This is a genomic window from Microbulbifer sp. (assembly GCF_051659245.1).
Classification (GTDB): Bacteria; Pseudomonadota; Gammaproteobacteria; order Pseudomonadales; family Cellvibrionaceae; genus Microbulbifer.
This window is the reverse complement of sequence record NZ_JBOFOC010000059.1, coordinates 22,011-39,308: the sequence shown is the minus strand read 5'-3', so window position 1 is coordinate 39,308 and position 17,298 is coordinate 22,011. Positions and strand designations below refer to the sequence as shown.

Below are 17,298 nucleotides of genomic sequence, written 5' to 3'. Positions count from 1 at the left end.
TGTGGTGTAAGGTACTAAATGCGGTTATCAGAGCCCCCCAAAATGTTCACAGGAAGGCGCCGCTCGCAGGGAATGGCTCGCCCTTTTCAAGAGCGGCAACGCAGCTGTGGGCCCTCTCTACCAGGTGAAGAGGGGGGGGCTCCCTTCGGGCGGGCCGCTAAGCAGCCATCTGCGGCGTTGCATTTGCTTGACGTAGCGGGCTACGCCCGCGCAAATGCGCCTTGCATCTGGCAGCTTAGCGGCCCGCTGATATCCGCATTTAGTACCTTACACCACACCAGCCCCCCTTTGTAGGAGCGGGCCATGCCCGCGATCAGCTTGCGGGTATAGCCACCGGCGCTGGTTCGCGCCGTCCATTGCGCTCGCCCTTCGGACGCCTGCGGCGTCCAAATCGACTATCCTGCCGATTTGTCGCGTGGGCATGGCCCGCTCCTACGGGGTGCCGAATCCTGGCTCAACAGGATTGTCGAACTTTTTAATGGGGTTTGAGAGGTTTGTCACAAAAAACCTCTCCTGGTCGGTTACTTTTCCACCGGTAGTCGAGTATCTTGCTCGATGCGGAACTTTTGCGTTGAAGTGAATCTAATGCAGGGTGAAACGCTCATAACAAGAACACACTCGATCGTACAGGATGGTCCCCATGAAACCCGATGCACTGACAATCGCCGTGATTGTCTTTGTTGCGGGAGTGCTGCTGAGCAGTGCCGGTCTCACCGAGGTTTTCGCTTCCGAAGACCCGGAGCCGCCGGCGGCCCTGCAGCAGGGAGTGGTGACGCGCTAAGCGCACCACTCGGCCCGCGCAAACGAAAAAGCCGGATGCTCCCGCATCCGGCTTTTTCGTAGGGGCGAACCCCCTGGTGTGGTGTTAGGTACTAAATGCGGTTATCAGAGCCCCCCAAAATGTTCACAGTTAGGCGCAGCTCGCAGGGAATGGTCATTCCATTCTCAAGAGCTGCAACGCCGCTGTGGGCATTTTGGGGGGCTCCCTTCGGGCGGGCCGCTAAGCAGCCATCTGCGGCGTTGCATTTGGCCGCTTAGCGGCCCGCTGATATCCGCATTTAGTACCTTGCACCACACTAGACCATCAGTCACACCGGTACAGCCGCCGCTCCGTCACCACCGCGCTCAGCGGAATATCCCACCCGTCCACCGGCAGCTGCTCCACACACTGCAACTGGTGCGCCACGCCGATCATCTGCGGGCCGGCGCCCGGCAGTCGCCGCTTGAAGGCGAAGGTGCGGTCGTAGAATCCCGCCCCCATGCCCAGGCGCCCGCCGGCGGGGTCGAAGGCCACCAGCGGTACCAGGACCAGGTCCAGTCGCCACGGCGACTGGAGGGGGCCGCGCAGGGGCTCCGGAATGCGATAGCGGTTGCGGTAGTTGAGCGCTCCGCCGCTCCAGTGGCGGAAACGCAGCTGCGGCCGCGGCGCCGCCGGCAGAACCGGCAGATAGAAACGCTTGTCGGGGAATTGCCGCACCAGCCCGCGCACGTCCACCTCGCCGTCCATCGGCCAGTAGATGCCGATATGCCGGGCGCGGCGAAACGGGGAGCTGCGGCCCAGTCGGGAGACAACCGCTGTGGCGGCACTGCGCTGTCGGTATCGGCTCAGGCCGCGCCGCGCCGCGCGCATCCTGCGGCGCAGTTGCGCTTTGGTTTCTTGCATGGTTGAAATTTAGCTGGAGAAGACTTTCGTGGACCGGCGCGCTCCGGACAATTCAAAACGTATTATCCGGAGCTGAAAAAGGAGCCCCGAGCGTGCGGCTGAAGACGTAGCCTTGAACCGTAGGGTTCAAGGTGGAGGCCTCCGGGATACATTAGGCTTTCCGCTGCTTGGCGGACTTGCGCACCAGTACCCGCTGGAAGCCGCCAGGGTGACGTTATCGGCTCGAGGACATAGTCAACTGGCCAACACCTCAGGGCAGAAGAAGTATAACGCGCGCGGGGAAAAAAGGCTAAACGGCTCTGTGCCGGAAATCCCGTGCAAGCACCAAAGTCAAGGGTCTATTTCACCAAGTGCGGACTGCACCTTCTCCTGCAGGCGTTCGAGCATCTCCTGCTCCAGTGGTGCGCGGGTGAGTTCCGCCTTGGCTTGAATCAGTTCGTGGGCGATATTCAGCGCCGCCATCACCGCTATGCGCTCCAGACCGATCACCGAGCCGCTGGCGCGGATGCGCGACATGCGCTCGTGCAACAGCCGCGCAGACGCCTGCAGCTCGGCCTGCTCTTCCTTCGGGCAGGCCACGCGGTACTCTTTGTCGAGTATGGAGACCGTGACAGTCTCTGAGGTCAGAGTTGGCTCACCCATCAGGATTCTTGCGCTAGCCCTTTCAGGCGGTTGATCATGGCCTCGACCCGCGAGCGGGCGGCCTCGTTATTTTTTACCAGGCGCTGGCGCTCGCGCAGCCACTCGGCCTCCTGCCGGCGCAACTCGCGATTGTCCTCGGCCAGCTGCTGGCAGCGGGCGATCAGCGAGTCCACGGTGCTTTCTAGCGCTTGCAACTTGTCCATAATTCCTGCGTAGGCCGGGTTATTCCGCTACTATATTGCCGGCGTATGGGAGGGGTCAATTGCCCGCCCACCCAGGCAATCACAATTTTGCCCCTTGCCCTGCGGCCACTTTGGTCAAAAGCGGCGAATTGCACAAATCCTGATCATATTGAATGAGCGTAGTTATGACTCGCGCAGCCGAAGATTTCGATTCCCTGGCCAACACGATTTTGTCCGCCGGTGGCGAAGTGGACCCCAGCGAACTGCACGGGTTTGCGTGCGGTCTACTGGCCGCCGGCGCGCGACCGGATAAAAGCCGCTGGCAGAGGGAGCTGGGGGAGTTTTTGCAGCTGGAAGCCGTGCCCGCGGAGCTGAACCGGGAGTTTCTGCAACTGGCGGAGGACAGCCTGCGGCAGTTGCGCGACAGCGACTTCGGATTCCAGCTGCTGCTCAGCGGAAGTGAAGACCTGGCCGAGCGCACCCTCACCCTGGGGACCTGGTGCGAGGGGTTCCTGCACGGTTTCGGCATCGGTGGCCACAGCGGCGAATTGCCGCCTACCAGCAGTGAGGCACTGCAGGATATCAGTGTCATCGCGCAGGTGGACGAGCAGGCCGCTGGCGAATCCGAAGAGGCGGAGAGCCAACTTGTGCAGGTGCAGGAGTATGTGCGGGTGGCGGTGCTGAATATTTTTGCTGACACAGCAGCCGGGAGCCGTGGCCCCACCGTTCACTGATGACCGACTATAGAAGCGCAGCTATGGGCATCGGCAAGGCGGAATTCGCACGCCGCCGCGCGCGGCTGGCCGCCGGGCTGCTGCCCGGCAGCCTGGCGATAGTGCCCGCCGCGCGCGAACAGCTGCGCTCCCGCGATACCTATTTCCCATTTCGCCAGGACAGCGATTTTCTCTACCTCACCGGTTTCGAGGAGCCGGAGGCGCTGCTGGTGCTGGTGCCCGGGCGGGCCCAGGGGGAGGCGCTGCTGTTCTGCCGCGAGCGCGACGCGGAAAAAGAGACCTGGGAGGGCCCGCGGCTGGGCCCCGAACGCGCCGCGGAACACTGCGGCCTGTGTGACGCTTTCCCAATCGGCGACCTGGACGATATCCTGCCCGGCCTGCTGGAGGGGCGCGAGCGCATCTACTATACCCTGGGGCGTTTTCCGCAACTGGACCGGCGCCTGCAGAATTACCTGCATGAAATCGACCGCGCCCGCGGCAGCGCCGGGGCGCCGGAACTGGTGGACCTGGATCACCAGTTGCACGACCTGCGACTGTTCAAGAGCGCCCAGGAGCTGCGCCTGCTCCGGAGCGCCGCGCAGATCACCGCCGAAGCGCACACGCGGGCCATGGCGCACTGCCGCCCCGGCCTGTATGAATACCAGTTGGAGGCCGAGATACTGCATACCTTCGTCGCCGCCGGTGCGCGCGAACCGGCCTACCCGACCATCGTCGGCGGCGGGCGCAACGCGCTGGTGATGCACTATTGCGCCAACAGAGCGCCGCTCAAAAACGGCGACCTGGTGCTGGTGGACGCCGGCTGCGAGTACCGCGGCTACGCCGCCGACGTCACCCGCACCTACCCGGTGAACGGCCGCTTCAGCGGCGAGCAGAAGGCGCTGTACGAAATCGTGCTCGCCGGACAACGGGCTGCGATCGACGAGATCCGCGCCGGCAATCACTGGGACCAGCCCCATCTGGCCAGTGTGGAAGTGATCACTCGCGGACTGGTGGACCTGGGCCTGCTGCGCGGCGAGGTGAGCGACCTGGTCGAAACCGGCGCCTACCGCCGCTTTTACATGCACCGCGCCGGCCACTGGCTGGGTATGGACGTGCACGACGCCGGCGACTACCGGGTGCACGGCCAGTGGCGGCAACTGGAGACGGGAATGGCGATGACCGTGGAACCGGGGGTCTATATCGCCGCGAACGACGATCAAGTGCCCGAGCGTTTTCGCGGTATCGGCATCCGCATCGAGGACGATGTGGCGCTGCTCAAGGATGGCCCGGAGGTGCTTTCCGCCTCTGCACCCAAAACGGTGGCGGATATCGAATACACCATGCGCGAGGGCCAGGTGCAGGGGGAACTGTGGTGAAGACTGTGGACACTGTGGACATAGCCATCGTTGGCGGCGGCATGGCCGGCGCCAGCCTGGCGCTGCTGCTGCAAAAATTCTGCCCGCAGCTGTCGGTGGCGCTGCTGGAGCGGCAGCCGCTGCCAACCGCCGGCGCCGCCCCGCAGCTGCCCAGTTTCGACACCCGCGCCACCGCGGTGGCCGCCGGCAGCCTGCAGATTTTCTCCGAACTGGGGCTCTGGCCGCGGCTGCGCGACTACTGTGCGCCGATCGAACGGGTTCAGGTATCGGACCGCGGTCGGGGCCTGGGCGCGATCCTGGAGGCGGACCCGCGAAAGCGCGCCAGTTTTGCCGGCATGCTCGGCGCGGTGATCGAGAATGCCGCCCTGGGCCCCGTGCTCTACGACGCCCTGGCGCAAACCGATGCGCAACTGGTCGCGCCGGCGCAGGTGCGCGGGGTGACCATGGGGAGCGGGGGGGCCCAGTTGAGCTGGCGCGCGGAGGAGGATGGCCCGGAGCGGACATTGCAGGCGGGCCTGCTGGTGGTGGCAGACGGTGTGGATTCGCCGCTTTGCCGGCAACTGAATATCGGCGTGCAGCGGGTGGAATACCGCCAGCGGGCGCTGATCGCCACCGTCGGCCTGCAGAGGGACCACGGCGGTGTGGCCTACGAGCGCTTTACCGAGAGGGGGCCCATGGCTCTGCTGCCGTTGCCCCGGAGAGATAGCCAGCACCGCATGGCACTGGTGTGGACCTGCGCCGACGAGGAGGCGGAGCAGATCGCCTCCCTGGAGGCAGATGCCTTTGTCGAGCGCCTGCAGCGGGCCTTCGGCTGGCGCGCCGGGCGCATCCTGCGCGCCGGTAAAGTGCACAGTTATCCCCTGAGCCTGTCCCTGGCGGAAGAGCAATGGCGCCGCGGCCTGGTGCTGGTGGGCAACTGCGCCCATTTCCTGCATCCGGTGGCCGGGCAGGGCTTCAACCTCACGCTGCGCGACTGCCATGCCCTGGCCCTGACCCTCGCCCGCGGCTGCGCCGCCGGCGCGCCGCCGGGAGAGCTAGACTTGTTACAGGAGTACGGCCGCGAGCGGCGGCTGGATCAACAGCTGACCATCGGTTTCAGTGATCGGGTACCGTCGCTGTTCGCCTCCGGGAGCCCGTGGGCCCGGGGCCTGCGCCAGGCGGGGCTGTTGGGGTTGACCCTGGCGCCGCCGTTGCGGGCCGGCTTTGTCGGCCAGGCGGCGGGGTTCGGATTTTAAGTGGCGGGATACGGTAGCAGGTGGTAAACGCCGGATGAACAGAGAACGCATGGATATCACTATCGTAGGCGGCGGCATGGTGGGCATGGCCCAGGCCGCCCTGCTGGCGGTGCGCCACCCACAGCTGCAGGTGGCTCTGCTGGAGGCGGGGGAACTGCCGGAGGTTTCCGCGGCCACCTACGACCCCCGGGTGGTGGCGCTCACCCAGGCCTCCCTGGAGCTGCTCGACGAGGTGGGGGTCTGGCCGTCGATTGCCGGGCGCGCCTGTCCCTACACGGAAATGCGCGTGTGGGATGCGGAGGGCACCGGCTCGGTGCGCTTCAACAGTCGCGATGTGCAGCTGCCCAACCTGGGGCACATCGTGGAAAACAGCGTTGTGATATCGGCGCTGCGCGAGCGCATCGAAACCCTGCCCAATGTGGAAGTGATCACCGGCTTTCGCCTGGAGAGCTGGTGGCGCGACTGCGGCCTATGGCACCTGCAGGCGCGCAGCGACCGCGTGAACGTCATCGAGGGGCTGGAGGAGAGCGGGGCAATTCTGCGCACCCGCCTGCTGGTGGGGGCCGACGGCGTCCGCTCCAAGGTGCGCGAACTGCTGCGAATCCGCACCCGCGACACCCTGTACCAGCAGACGGCCCTGGTGTGCGTGGCCCGTTGCGAAGCCTCGCACCAACACACCGCCTGGCAGCGCTTTCTGAAAAGCGGGCCGCTGGCCTTCCTGCCCCTGGCCGGACTGGGGGATGACAACCACTGTGCGGTGGTCTGGTCGGCGGACGAGGCCCTGGCGCGGGAGCTGATGATGCTGGACGGCAGTGCCTTCGCACTGAACCTGGAAAAGGCTTTCGAGAGCCGCCTGGGGTGTGTCGAATCGGTGAGCGAGCGCTTCTCCTTTCCGCTGCGGGCGCGCCATGCGGAATCCTACTACGGCCCCGGCGCGGTACTGATTGGCGACGCCGCCCACAATATCCACCCCCTGGCCGGGCAGGGGGCCAACCTGGGGTTGCAGGACGTGCGCGCGCTCAGTGAGGAGATAGGTCGCGCCCTGAACCGCGGCCTGGAGCCCGCGGACCCCTCGGCGCTGTCCCGCTACCAGCGCCGCCGCCGCGGCGACAATGCCGCCACCCTCAAGGCCATGAGTACCTTCAAATCCCTGTTTGGCGCCGGCGACCTGCACTGGCGCTGGCTGCGCAACACCGGCCTGAGTGTGGTGGATGCGAGTCCGCTGCTGAAAAAGCGCATTATTCTCCGCGCCATGGCGGTGTAGGATTTCTCGGGACTCGGGACTCGGGACTCGGGACTCGGGACTCGGGACTCGGGACTTGGGACTCGGGACTCGGGACCGCGGAGTTCCAGCTCCGCAAGCGGGTCGCAGGCCCGCCATAGCTTCGCCCCACTGTTGATACAGGCCCACTCTTGAATCATTGGATCGACATCAGCGAATTCCCCCTGGACAGAGACCTCACCGAACTGGCGCAATTTACCCGGCGCTACCACCTTCCCTTGCGCATTGCCGAAGAGGGAAGCCGCCAGGTGGTCTCCACCCCCGATCCGCAGCTGGCGGAAATGCTGCGCCCGCTGCTGGAGCGGTGGCGCGCCGGGGAAATCAATCTCGCGGATATCCGCGTGGAGCCGGTGGAGGCTGCCGGGGAAGGGGAAACGGAGGAAGCGGCCTCCGCCGTATTCCTGCCGAGCTGGCCCTGGCGGCGTACGCCCCTCAGCCTGATCCTGATCGCGCTGTGTTTTATCGGCTGGTTTCTGCTGCGGGAAGGTCTGGCGGGGGGATTGGTCATTGACCCGGAGCGAATCGGAAGTTCCGGCCTGTCCACCCTGGCGCGGCACTGGGCCGAAGGAGATTACTGGAGGCTGTGGACGCCGGCGATGGTGCATTTCTCGCTGCCCCACGCGCTGTTCAACGCCCTGGGCGTCTGGATTCTGGGACGGCCGCTGGAGGCGCGCGCCGGCACCCTTCCCTTTGCAATACTGGTTTTTGTCTCCGCCCCGGTGGCCAATCTGATTCAGTACTACTGGTCTCCACAAATTCTTTTCGGCGGCATGTCCGGCGTGGTTTACGCGCTGGTGGGCAGCGTATTCGTACTGCAGCGCTGGCAGCCGGGTTGGCGGGATGTGCCCCCCGGTATCGTGGGGCTGGCGGTGGCCTGGTTGCTGTTGTGCGCCAGCGGGCTGGTGGAGTATGTTATCGGCGTCGGCATCGCCAATGCCGCGCACCTGGGGGGATTTTTCTGCGGCTTGCTGTTGGCGTTCTGTTACTGCCTCGCCGGTGGCGCGCAGAATTTTGCCAAATAAAATCGGGGAACCTGTTTGAAGTTTGCAAAAGCCCGGTCCCGGAAAGTCTCGAGCATGAATCCAGACAGGCTCTAACGATTTATGATTCTACTGACCGCCTACGTTCTGATTGCGCTGGGTTTCTCCTTTCTCTGTTCGATCGCCGAATCGGTGATCCTCAGTGTCTCCACGCCTTACGTCAGCCTGCTGGAGCGGGAGGGCCACAGGGCGGGTAGGGTGCTGCGCGAACTCAAGGAGAACATCAACTCACCGCTGGCGGCGATTCTCACGCTCAACACCGTGGCGCATACCGTCGGCGCCGCCGGTGCGGGCGCCCAGGCGGCGGCGGTTTTCGGCAGCCAGTTTCTGGGCCTGGCCTCCGCGATCCTCACCCTGTTGATCCTGATTTTCTCGGAAATCATTCCCAAGACCCTGGGCGCCTTTTACTGGCGCCAGCTGGCGCCGGTGACCGGCTATGTATTGCGGCTTCTGGTATGGGTGCTGTACCCGTTCGTGAAGCTGTCCGAGTGGCTGACCCGGGGCCTTTCCCACGGGCCCACCCTCACTGGTTTCAGCCGCGCGGAGTTTGCGGTGATGGCGGAGTTGGGCGAGGCGGAAGGACAACTGGAGCGGCGCGAATCGAATATCCTGCACAACCTGTTCTTCACCCTGCGCGACCACTCCGTGCGCGAGGTGATGACACCGCGCACCGTGGTGTTCTCCCTGTCCCAGGACGCGACTGTGGAAGAGTCCTATGAAGAGGTGGAAAAAAGCCGTTTTTCGCGCATCCCGGTATACGAGCGCCAGGACCCGGACTGTGTGGTGGGTTTCGTGCTCAAGCAGGACCTGCTGCTGGCCTACGCCCGCGGCAACCAGGCGGAAAAACTGGCGGAATACCGGCGGGATATGTTGATGCTGCCGGAGACCGCAAACATCTACCATGCTTTCCAGAAAATGCTCGCGCGGCGGGTGCAGATCAGCGCGGTGGTGGACGAGTACGGTGGCCTGGAGGGGCTGGTGACCCTGGAAGACCTGCTGGAAACCCTGCTGGGGGAGGAGATCGTCGACGAGGCGGATAAGACCCCGGACCGTCAGGAAGTCGCCAAGCGACTGTGGCGCTGGCGGTCGAAAAGATACGGATTAAAGGTGGATGAAGAGGTGCAGGAGGCGCAGGAGGGACGGGAGACCGAAAGCGATACCGTTGACCGGCCGGACAGCGACAAGTGATGAAACCCCGCTCCACCGCTGCGGTCTATCAATTCGGGTATTCGTTATTTTAATGTAGGATTTTTTTCGTGCGAACCGGGCTTTTATTTCTTGTTCTCCTGCTGTGCAATGCGGTACAGGCGGAGACGGGCCCGGTTGAAACCCAAAAGGTTGGAAGTGCCGCCAGCTTCCTGCAGACCGACGGCGATGGTCTGAGCTTCCCTCCCGCTGATGAAGACGGCGATGGAGATTTTCAACTCGCTCCCGCAACTGCGGGGGACCCGTTCGGCCGTCTTCGGACTCCCGGTCTTTGCAGTCAGACTCCTTTTCAGATAGCCCGCAGCGGCAACTCCATACGAGCCCCTCCTTCCGCATAACCCGATATCCAGAGAACCCATGGGCCCGCGCCGGTTATTAAAACGTTTCATGACGGATTAATAACTCTACTTTCCCGCGTGGCCCGATCCCGATTTTTCCTGTCGGCGCGGCGTCGCCGCGCCGGAGAATGCGAGTTATTGCCATGAAAGAGCTGAATTTTTTGCAATTGCAGGACCTGGATAAGCTGGTGTTTCCGGAAGAGTTCAACGAGCTGTCCCTGGATTCCCCCGCACTCAGTTTCGTCTCCGATTTCAAAGACCACCACCCGTCGCTGCTGACTCCATCGGTGGCGGCCATCGATGCGCTCGAGGTGATGCGCGCGGGACATCTGAATGCGGTGCTGGTGATCGATAGCGGAGGCCGGTTTACCGGTCTGTTGACCGCGGAGGATATCTCCTACCAGCGCGTGATGCAGTGCGTAGCCGCCGGACTCAAACGCCAGGAGCTGATCGTGGGCGACCTGATGCGCCCGCGCAACCAGCTGAAAATGCTCAGCTATCAGCAGGTGGAGAAAAGCAGTATCCGCGAGGTGTTGCAGGCCATGCGCCGGCACGGACAGAGGGACTGCCTGGTAGTTGACGTCGGCTTGCACCATGTGCGCGGACTGATCAGTGCCGCCGAAGTGGGGCAGCGGTTGCACGCGGAGATCAGTATCGATGAGGCGCCCACCGTTGCCGGCATCCTGCGAGAGCTGGCGCCGGTGCACTGACGAGGCGCTGTAGGAGCGGGCCATGCCCGCGATCGAACTCTCGGTTGGCAGCAAGTCCGATCGCGGCCATGGGCCGCTCCTACATGATGGGGTGAGAACACACCCGTCAGCGCGCCGGATCGATAGTTTCCCCCAGGGAATTGTTGACCCGGAACCAGCCGGTAACGCTGTAGCGGGGCCGGTGCACCGTCAGCACTTCGTGGGGGAACTCCTCGCTGAGGAAGATCGCCATTTGCCCGAAGCGCGGCGCCACCCTGATAAGGGGCTCTTCCCCCGAGCCTTCCGGTGGGTAGATCACCAACTCGCCACCGTCCTGCGGCTGCCAGTTGGGAGTCAGGTAGAGCACGGTGCTGACCACGCGGTTGGTGCCGTTTTTGAAGGCGTCCAGGTGCTTTTTGTAGTAGGCGCCGCGATCGTAGTGGGCGTAGTGGCACTCGTAGTCGAACAGCCCCAGGAACAGCCTCCGGTTTAGCCCCAGGCGCAGGGCCTCCGCCCAGTCCAGGTAGGCGGAGACCGCCGGGTTGGACTTGTCCAGCCAGAAGATTTCGTCGGTGCGCACAAAGCGGTTGAGCTGGAGGTCCTCGTGGCGGCCGATACCGGCGCGCCTGAAACGCTCGCGGTCGATGGATTTGAAGTGACGCAACAGCGCGCCCAACAGTGCCGGTGGCAGCGGCGCGGGCAGGACGATATAGCCGTGCTCGCGCAGTGCGGCGGCGATTGGGTCCAGGGAGTCGCCGCCGCCGGGACCGAACTCGCGGGCCTCGGCGGCGGAAGGGGCTGGGTTCAACAGGGTACTCCGGGGAGGGCGCTGGGGAAGTCCTTATACACCCGGAATGGGGCTGCGCAAAGAAGAATTCACGCCCCGGCAGCAGGCCCCCTGGTTCTTAAGCTTAGTGCCATTCAGACCAGGTCCCATCCGCTCAGCAGCACGGCGATGCTCACCAGCCCCACCAGCAGGTTCATCGGAATGCCCACCCGCAGGTAGTCGCTGAAGCGGTAGCCACCCGGGCCGTAGACCATCAGGTTGGTCTGGTAGCCCAGCGGGGTGGCGAAACTGGCGGAGGCGGCCATCATCACCGCGAACATGAAGGGTTCGGGATTCAGGCCGGCGTTGCCGGTGATCTGCAGCACGATGGGCACCATGATAATTGCCGCGGCGTTGTTGGTGACCATCTCGGTGAGCAGGGAAACGCACAGGTAGACCACCACCAGCATCAGCCAGGGGCGGCCGCCGGAGAGGCTGATAGCGCCCTCCGCCAGCACAGCGGCCACCCCGGTCTTCTGCAGGGCGACGCCGAGTGCAAAGGAGGCGGCGATGGTGAGAATCACCGTGAGGTCCAGGCTCTTTTGCGCCTGGTTCACCGAGCAGCAGCCACTGGCGAGCATGGCGCCGGCACCCAGCAGGGCGGCGTTGAGCATACTGGTGAGACCGCTGGCGGCGGCCAGCACGATGGCGATCATGATGCCCCAGGCGATATAGCCTTTCTCGTGGCGCGGGGACTCCTCCTCCAGTTCGTTGACCAGCAGGAAGTCGCGGTTGAAGCGCTGGCGGCTGACGAATGCCGGGCGCGTCTCCAGCAGCAGGGTGTCTCCGCCCTGCAGCCTGATACTGGAAAGATTGCCGGCCACCCGTTCGCCGTTGCGCGCCACCGCCAGCACCACGGCGCCGTAGCGGCTGCGGAACTGGGCGTCGCGGATGCTGCTGCCGATGGCGTCGCAGCGGGGGGAGACCACCACTTCCACCAGTCTCCGCTCGCCGCGCTCGGTGGCCAGGGTCTCGCCGGCATCCTCCTCCGAGGGCACTATGCCGCGCATGCGCAGGAGGTCGGAAATGGCCTGGGTATCCCCGGCGAATACCAGCCGGTCGCCACCGCGCAACACCTCCTCCGATCGCACCGGGGTGATCGCGTTGCCGTTGCGCTCTATCTCCGCCAGGTAGACGCGCCGCAGTCCGCGCAGGCCGGCCTCCTCCACCGTCTGCCCCACCAGTGGGCCGCCGCGGGCGACCGCTACTTCCAGGGTGAACTCGCGCAGGTTGCCAAACGGTTTCTTTTCGCGGCGGTCCGGCAGCCAGCGGGGAAAGAACAGCAGCATGAACAGGGTACCGGCGAGGGCGGCGGGCAGCCCCACGGCGGCGATGGAGAACAGGGAAAAACTCTCGCGTCCGGTGAGCGCCTGGTATTGTCCGTTGACCACCAGGTTGGTACTGCTGCCGATCAGGGTGAGGGTGCCGCCGAGAATCGCGGCGTAGCTGAGCGGAATCATCAGCTTGGACGGCGCTATATCGATGCGCTTGGCCCAGGCGTTGATCGCGGGAATCATGGTGGCCACCACCGGAGTGTTGTTCAGGTAGCCGGACAGCGCCACCACCGGAGTGAACACCCGCAACATGGCCGCGCGCACCGAGCCGGGCCGGCCCAGCAGGTGTTTGACCAGCAGGTCGATACCTCCGGAGGCGTGGATGCCGGCGGCCACCACGAACATGGCGGCGACTGTGATCAGGCCGCTGTTGCTGAAGCCGGACAGTGCCTCCTCGGCGGTGAGCACGCCGCTGGCGCTGAGCAGAGTCAGCGCCGCCATCATCACCAGGTGCGGCTGCAGCCGGGTAAGGATTAACGTTGCCAGGGAAGCGAATACCAGCGCCAGGGAAAACCAGCCAGCCCAATCCATAGTCAGTACGTGTCCGGGGAGTGTCGGCTAAAACTACCGTATAGGCGTTATCGCCAAAAGTTATTTTTTGGCATATTTATATAGCTTTCTGTCGATTCCACCTGTGTCTGGAATCTTTGTCGGCGGATGCTGGGGGGCACAGGTCTAAATCCCGCCGCCTGCCAGGCTTGCAGGATATCGCCATCTGGTCACACCACACTAGATTCTCGGCTATCGAATTTAGTGTGAACAGGCCCTAGAATACGCGTCTTTCATTCGCACTGGATTTGAGAAAAAAGATGGGAAACAGAACGCCTTTGTATGACACACATGTCGCCATGGGCGGCAAGATGGTGGATTTTGGCGGGTGGGACATGCCGCTGCACTACGGCTCGCAGCTGGATGAACACAACCGGGTGCGCGGCGACGCGGGCATGTTCGACGTCTCCCATATGACCGTGGTGGATATCGACGGCGACGGCGCCCGCGACTACCTGCGCCACCTGCTGGCCAACGACGTGGCCAGGCTGGACGGCAACCCGGGCAAGGCCCTCTACACCGGTATGCTCAACGAGCGCGGCGGGGTGATTGACGATCTGATCGTCTACCTGAAGGAATCCGGTTACCGCCTGGTGGTCAATTGCGCGACCCGCGAAAAGGACCTGGCCTGGATGAACCGCCACGCGGAATCCTTCGACGTGACCCTGAGCGAGCGCCCCGAACTCGCCATGGTGGCAATCCAGGGCCCCGAGGCGCTCGACAAAGCCAAGGAGGCGCTGGGCATCGAATGGATCGCAGCCATCGACGATCTGGAGATCTTCCAGAGTGTGGCTCGTGGCGACTGGTTTGTGGCGCGCACCGGTTACACCGGCGAGGACGGCCTGGAGATCATGCTGCCCGGAGAGGATGCCCCGGGTTTCTGGCGAGCGCTGGCGGACGCCGGTGTGGCTCCCTGCGGCCTCGGGGCGCGGGACACCCTGCGCCTGGAGGCGGGCATGAATCTCTACGGCCACGAGATGGACGAGGACACCTCGCCGCTGGTCGCCGGCATGGCCTGGACCATCGCCTGGCTGCCGGAAGAGCGCGACTTTATCGGCCGCGCACCGCTGGAGAAGGAAAAAGCCGAGGGCGTAAAGGAAAAGCTGGTGGGGCTGGTGCTGAAAGAGCGCGGCGTGCTGCGCGCTGGCCAGCCAGTGGTGGTGGACGGCGACGGTGGCCGCGGTATCATCACCAGCGGCACCTTCTCCCCCACCCTGGGCCACTCCATCGCGCTGGCGCGGGTGCCGGTAACCGTAGGCGAAACCGCTGAGGTGGAAATCCGCAACAAACGGGTACCGGTAAAGGTGGTAAAACCCTGTTTTGTGCGCAACGGAAAATCCGTAATTTGATAATTAGAGGGATCACAGCATGAGCGAAATTCGCAGTGAACTGAAATATCTGTCCAGCCACGAGTGGGCGCGGTTGGAGGAGGACGGCACGGTGACCATTGGTGTCAGCGACCACGCCCAGGATGCGCTGGGGGATGTGGTCTATGTGGAGACCCCGGAAGTGGGCACCAACCTGGCCGCCGGCGACGAGGCGGGTGTGGTGGAGTCGGTAAAGGCCGCCAGCGATATCTATGCACCGGTTTCCGGCGAGGTGGTCGCGGTTAACGAGGCGCTGGAAGACGCCCCGGAAACCGTCAACGCCTCTCCCTACGACGACGGTTGGTTCTTCCGCGTCAAGCCCAGCGACCCGAGTGAACTGGACAAGCTGCTGGATGCGGAGGCCTACCGGGCCGAGTCCGAGGAGTAGAGCGGTGGTGATGGTCGGTAGTCGACTCCCAATGTAGAAGCGGCCGCTGGCCGCGATCGCACCCCATAAAACAAAAAACTGACTCCCCCCTGTAGGAGCGGCGGGGCGGCCATCCGCCATGCCCGCGAACAGAGGCCGATCGCGGGCATGGCCCGCTCCTACAGAAGAGTTTCTGCTAACCCCTGGCCACTTCGTTATCCCCCGCCGGCTGGAGCAGCGCTTTCAGTCCCAGTCCTTTCAGGTATTCCTCCACCGTCTCCTCTATATCCTCCGCATTGTCCATGGCCAGCACCTGCTGCAGCAACTGGTCCGCATCCGCTTTGCGTACCCCGCGCAGCGCGGCCTTGACCCTGGGGAGGTTGGTGGCGTTCATGGACAGCACGTCGTAACCCATGGCCATCAGCAGCAGGGCGCCGCCGGGGTCGCCGGCCAGCTCGCCGCAGATCCCCACCTTGGTGTTCGCCTCGCGCCCGGCGGTGACCACGTCCTGCAGCGCGCGCAGCACCGCCGGGTGCAGGGAGCGGTAGATATTGGCCACCCGGCTGTTGTTGCGGTCCACTGCCAGCAGGTACTGGGTGAGGTCGTTGCTGCCCACGGAGATGAAGTCCACCCGTTCGGCCAGTTCGCGCGCCTGGTAAACCGCCGAGGGCACCTCGATCATAATGCCCAGCGGCGGCAGCGCGACTTCATAGCCCTCGTCCAGGAGTTCCTGGTGCGCGCGCTCCACCAGTACCCGTGCCGCGTCCACTTCTCCCACGCCGCTGATCATCGGCAGCATGATGCGCAGGTTGTCCAGCCCAAGGCTGGCTTTCATCATCGCGCGCACCTGGCCGAGGAAGATTTCCGGGTGGTCCAGGGTGACGCGAATGCCGCGCCAGCCGAGGAAGGGGTTGGTCTCCTCGATGGGAAAGTAGGCCAGAGCCTTGTCGCCGCCGATGTCCAGGGTGCGCATGGTCACCGGCCGCGGAGCGAAGGCCTGCAGCTGTTCGCGGTAGATCTCCCGCTGCTCCTCCTCCGAGGGGAAGCGGTCGCGGAGAAGGAAGGGCACCTCGGTGCGGTAGAGCCCCACGCCCTCGGCGCCGCGCTCCAGGGAACGCACCACGTCCGCCATCAGCCCGGTGTTGACCCACAGGCGCACCCGATGGCCGTCGGAGGTCTCGGCGGGCAGGCCCGCCAGGTGGTCGAGGTTGCGCGCCAACTCGCGCTCTTCCTCCACGATGCTGTCATAGCGGCGCCGGAGTTCCCGGCCCGGGTGCACATGCAGTTCGCCGCGGTAACCGTCCACCACCAGTTCGGCGCCGTCTATCTGTTCGTAGGGCAGGTCCTGTACCCCCATCACCGCCGGCAGGCCCATGGCGCGGGCGATAATCGCCACATGGCTGTTGGCGGAACCCTTTACCGACACCAGGCCGATAAGCTTTTCCCGCGGCACCTCCGCGAGCACCGCGGCGGTCAATTCCTCGCCGACAAGGATGGTGTTTTCCGAGTATTCCCGCTGGCTCTGCTGCTGCTGGCGCAGGTGCATCAGCACCCGCGCACCCAGGTCGCGCACGTCGGCGGCGCGGTCGCGGAAATAGGAGTCGGACATGGCCTCGAAGCGGCGCACGTGTTCCAGCATCACCTCGGCCCAGGCGCGGGGGGCGCTGAGCTGCTGCTGGATGCGGTCGCACACTTCCACCGCCAGGGAGTTGTCGTCGAGCATGCTGATATAGGCGTCGAACAGCGCGCGCTCCTCCCGGTTCAGCTCATCTTTGAGACGCTCGCCTACCTCCCGGATCTCTTTGCGGGCGTTGGTCAGGGCCTGGTGGAACAGTTCCAGTTCGGCTTCCACATCCCCGCAGGAGGAGTAGGGTACTGTGGCCAGGTTGGCCGGCGGGGCGACGATATGTGCGTGGCCGATGGCCACCCCGGGAGAGGCGGCAAGCCCGCTGAACTTGGCTTCGTGTCGCTGTTTGCCGATGGTTGCCAGCGCCCCGGTGGCCTCGGCGTGGGCGATGACCCCGGCCAGCTGTGCGGACAGTGTGACCAGGAAGGCCTCCTCGCCTTCGTCGAAGCGGCGCTTCTCCGCCTGCTGTACCACCAATACGCCGAGGACGCTGCGGTGGTGGATAATGGGGGTGCCTAGAAAGGCGAAAAAGCGCTCCTCACCAGTGGCGGGGAAGTATTGATAGGCGGGGTGGGCTTCCGCCTGCTCCAGGTTGAGGGGTTCCTCGCGGGTGACCACATTGCCCACCAGGCCCTCGCCGGGGGCCAGACGCACCTTGCCCACCGCATCCGGGTTGAGGCCCTGGGTGGCCATCAGCACGTAGTTGCCGGACTTTTTGTCCCGCAGGTAGACTGAGCAGACACGGGTGTGCATCACTTCGCGCACGCGGCGTACGATGATATCCAATACCGCGTGCAGGTCCCGGGCCGCGTTGACTTCCTGGACGATACTGCGCAGGGATCCGAGCAAAGGCCTGTCCTCC

17 protein-coding genes and 1 other RNA gene are annotated in these 17,298 nt (G+C 64.5%); 10 read left to right on the top strand and 8 right to left on the bottom strand.

Going from position 1 to position 17,298, the window contains the following annotated elements; translation table 11 throughout:
- Positions 1 to 640: 640 nt before the first annotated feature.
- The gene (locus ACRC0P_RS05970; RefSeq protein WP_438628889.1) at positions 641 to 781 is read left to right on the top strand and encodes a hypothetical protein; all 141 of its coding nucleotides are present in this window, start codon (positions 641 to 643) and stop codon (positions 779 to 781) included.
- 303 nt (positions 782 to 1,084) lie between these two features.
- Here ACRC0P_RS05970 and ACRC0P_RS05965 read toward each other — a convergent pair whose 3' ends face one another.
- The 4 genes from ACRC0P_RS05965 to ACRC0P_RS05950 form a co-directional block, all read right to left on the bottom strand.
- Positions 1,085 to 1,663 (bottom strand): 5-formyltetrahydrofolate cyclo-ligase, encoded by a 579-nt coding sequence (locus ACRC0P_RS05965; RefSeq protein ID WP_438628887.1) that lies wholly within the window; start codon positions 1,661 to 1,663, stop codon positions 1,085 to 1,087.
- Positions 1,664 to 1,742: 79 nt separating this feature from the next.
- Positions 1,743 to 1,923: non-coding RNA, 6S RNA (gene ssrS, locus ACRC0P_RS05960), on the bottom strand.
- 70 nt (positions 1,924 to 1,993) lie between these two features.
- Positions 1,994 to 2,305, bottom strand: coding sequence for a cell division protein ZapA (locus ACRC0P_RS05955; RefSeq protein ID WP_438628885.1), 312 nt, complete (start codon positions 2,303 to 2,305; stop codon positions 1,994 to 1,996).
- Complete coding sequence (locus ACRC0P_RS05950) at positions 2,305 to 2,508, bottom strand: TIGR02449 family protein (protein WP_308365401.1); 204 nt, start codon at positions 2,506 to 2,508, stop codon at positions 2,305 to 2,307. The genes ACRC0P_RS05955 and ACRC0P_RS05950 overlap by 1 nt, the downstream gene beginning before the upstream one ends.
- A 164-nt stretch (positions 2,509 to 2,672) precedes the next feature.
- Here ACRC0P_RS05950 and ACRC0P_RS05945 point away from each other — a divergent pair, with 164 nt between their 5' ends.
- The 6 genes from ACRC0P_RS05945 (at position 2,673) to ACRC0P_RS05920 (ending at position 9,321) form a co-directional block, all read left to right on the top strand.
- Positions 2,673 to 3,221 (top strand): UPF0149 family protein, encoded by a 549-nt coding sequence (locus ACRC0P_RS05945; protein ID WP_438628883.1) that lies wholly within the window; start codon positions 2,673 to 2,675, stop codon positions 3,219 to 3,221.
- A 23-nt stretch (positions 3,222 to 3,244) separates the two neighbouring features.
- Complete coding sequence (pepP, locus tag ACRC0P_RS05940; protein WP_438628891.1) at positions 3,245 to 4,576, top strand: Xaa-Pro aminopeptidase; 1,332 nt, start codon at positions 3,245 to 3,247, stop codon at positions 4,574 to 4,576.
- The gene (gene ubiH, locus ACRC0P_RS05935; RefSeq protein ID WP_438628881.1) at positions 4,573 to 5,811 is read left to right on the top strand and encodes a 2-octaprenyl-6-methoxyphenyl hydroxylase; all 1,239 of its coding nucleotides are present in this window, start codon (positions 4,573 to 4,575) and stop codon (positions 5,809 to 5,811) included. Before pepP ends, ubiH begins: the two co-directional genes overlap by 4 nt.
- Before the next feature lie 34 nt (positions 5,812 to 5,845).
- Complete coding sequence (locus tag ACRC0P_RS05930) at positions 5,846 to 7,075, top strand: UbiH/UbiF/VisC/COQ6 family ubiquinone biosynthesis hydroxylase (RefSeq protein WP_438628879.1); 1,230 nt, start codon at positions 5,846 to 5,848, stop codon at positions 7,073 to 7,075.
- 149 nt (positions 7,076 to 7,224) lie between these two features.
- Entirely contained in the window at positions 7,225 to 8,115 is an 891-nt protein-coding gene (locus tag ACRC0P_RS05925; RefSeq protein WP_438628877.1) for a rhomboid family intramembrane serine protease, read from the top strand.
- A gap of 81 nt (positions 8,116 to 8,196) precedes the next feature.
- Positions 8,197 to 9,321: a CNNM domain-containing protein gene (locus ACRC0P_RS05920; RefSeq protein ID WP_438628875.1), complete on the top strand. Its 1,125-nt coding sequence runs from the start codon at positions 8,197 to 8,199 to the stop codon at positions 9,319 to 9,321.
- 83 nt (positions 9,322 to 9,404) lie between these two features.
- Here the strand turns inward: ACRC0P_RS05920 and ACRC0P_RS05915 are convergent, their stop codons facing one another.
- Entirely contained in the window at positions 9,405 to 9,557 is a 153-nt protein-coding gene (locus tag ACRC0P_RS05915; protein WP_438628873.1) for a hypothetical protein, read from the bottom strand.
- 263 nt (positions 9,558 to 9,820) lie between these two features.
- Here ACRC0P_RS05915 and ACRC0P_RS05910 point away from each other — a divergent pair, with 263 nt between their 5' ends.
- A complete protein-coding gene (locus ACRC0P_RS05910) occupies positions 9,821 to 10,387 on the top strand; it encodes a CBS domain-containing protein (protein WP_438628871.1) in 567 nt (188 codons plus the stop codon).
- A gap of 106 nt (positions 10,388 to 10,493) precedes the next feature.
- On the opposite strand, the gene ACRC0P_RS05905 is transcribed toward ACRC0P_RS05910, so the two are convergent.
- Complete coding sequence (locus ACRC0P_RS05905; protein WP_438628869.1) at positions 10,494 to 11,174, bottom strand: 2OG-Fe(II) oxygenase; 681 nt, start codon at positions 11,172 to 11,174, stop codon at positions 10,494 to 10,496.
- Between the two features lie 113 nt (positions 11,175 to 11,287).
- On the bottom strand, positions 11,288 to 13,057 hold the full coding sequence (locus tag ACRC0P_RS05900) for an SLC13 family permease (protein ID WP_438628867.1): 1,770 nt from the start codon (positions 13,055 to 13,057) through the stop codon (positions 11,288 to 11,290).
- 278 nt (positions 13,058 to 13,335) lie between these two features.
- Between ACRC0P_RS05900 and gcvT the strand changes: the two genes are divergently transcribed.
- Positions 13,336 to 14,424, top strand: a complete 1,089-nt coding sequence (gcvT, locus tag ACRC0P_RS05895; protein ID WP_438628865.1) for a glycine cleavage system aminomethyltransferase GcvT — start codon at positions 13,336 to 13,338, stop codon at positions 14,422 to 14,424.
- Positions 14,425 to 14,443: 19 nt separating this feature from the next.
- On the top strand, positions 14,444 to 14,830 hold the full coding sequence (gene gcvH, locus ACRC0P_RS05890) for a glycine cleavage system protein GcvH (RefSeq protein ID WP_438628863.1): 387 nt from the start codon (positions 14,444 to 14,446) through the stop codon (positions 14,828 to 14,830).
- 175 nt (positions 14,831 to 15,005) lie between these two features.
- Here the strand turns inward: gcvH and ptsP are convergent, their stop codons facing one another.
- Positions 15,006 to 17,285, bottom strand: a complete 2,280-nt coding sequence (ptsP, locus tag ACRC0P_RS05885) for a phosphoenolpyruvate--protein phosphotransferase (RefSeq protein ID WP_438628861.1) — start codon at positions 17,283 to 17,285, stop codon at positions 15,006 to 15,008.
- Between the last annotated feature and the right edge of the window lie 13 nt (positions 17,286 to 17,298).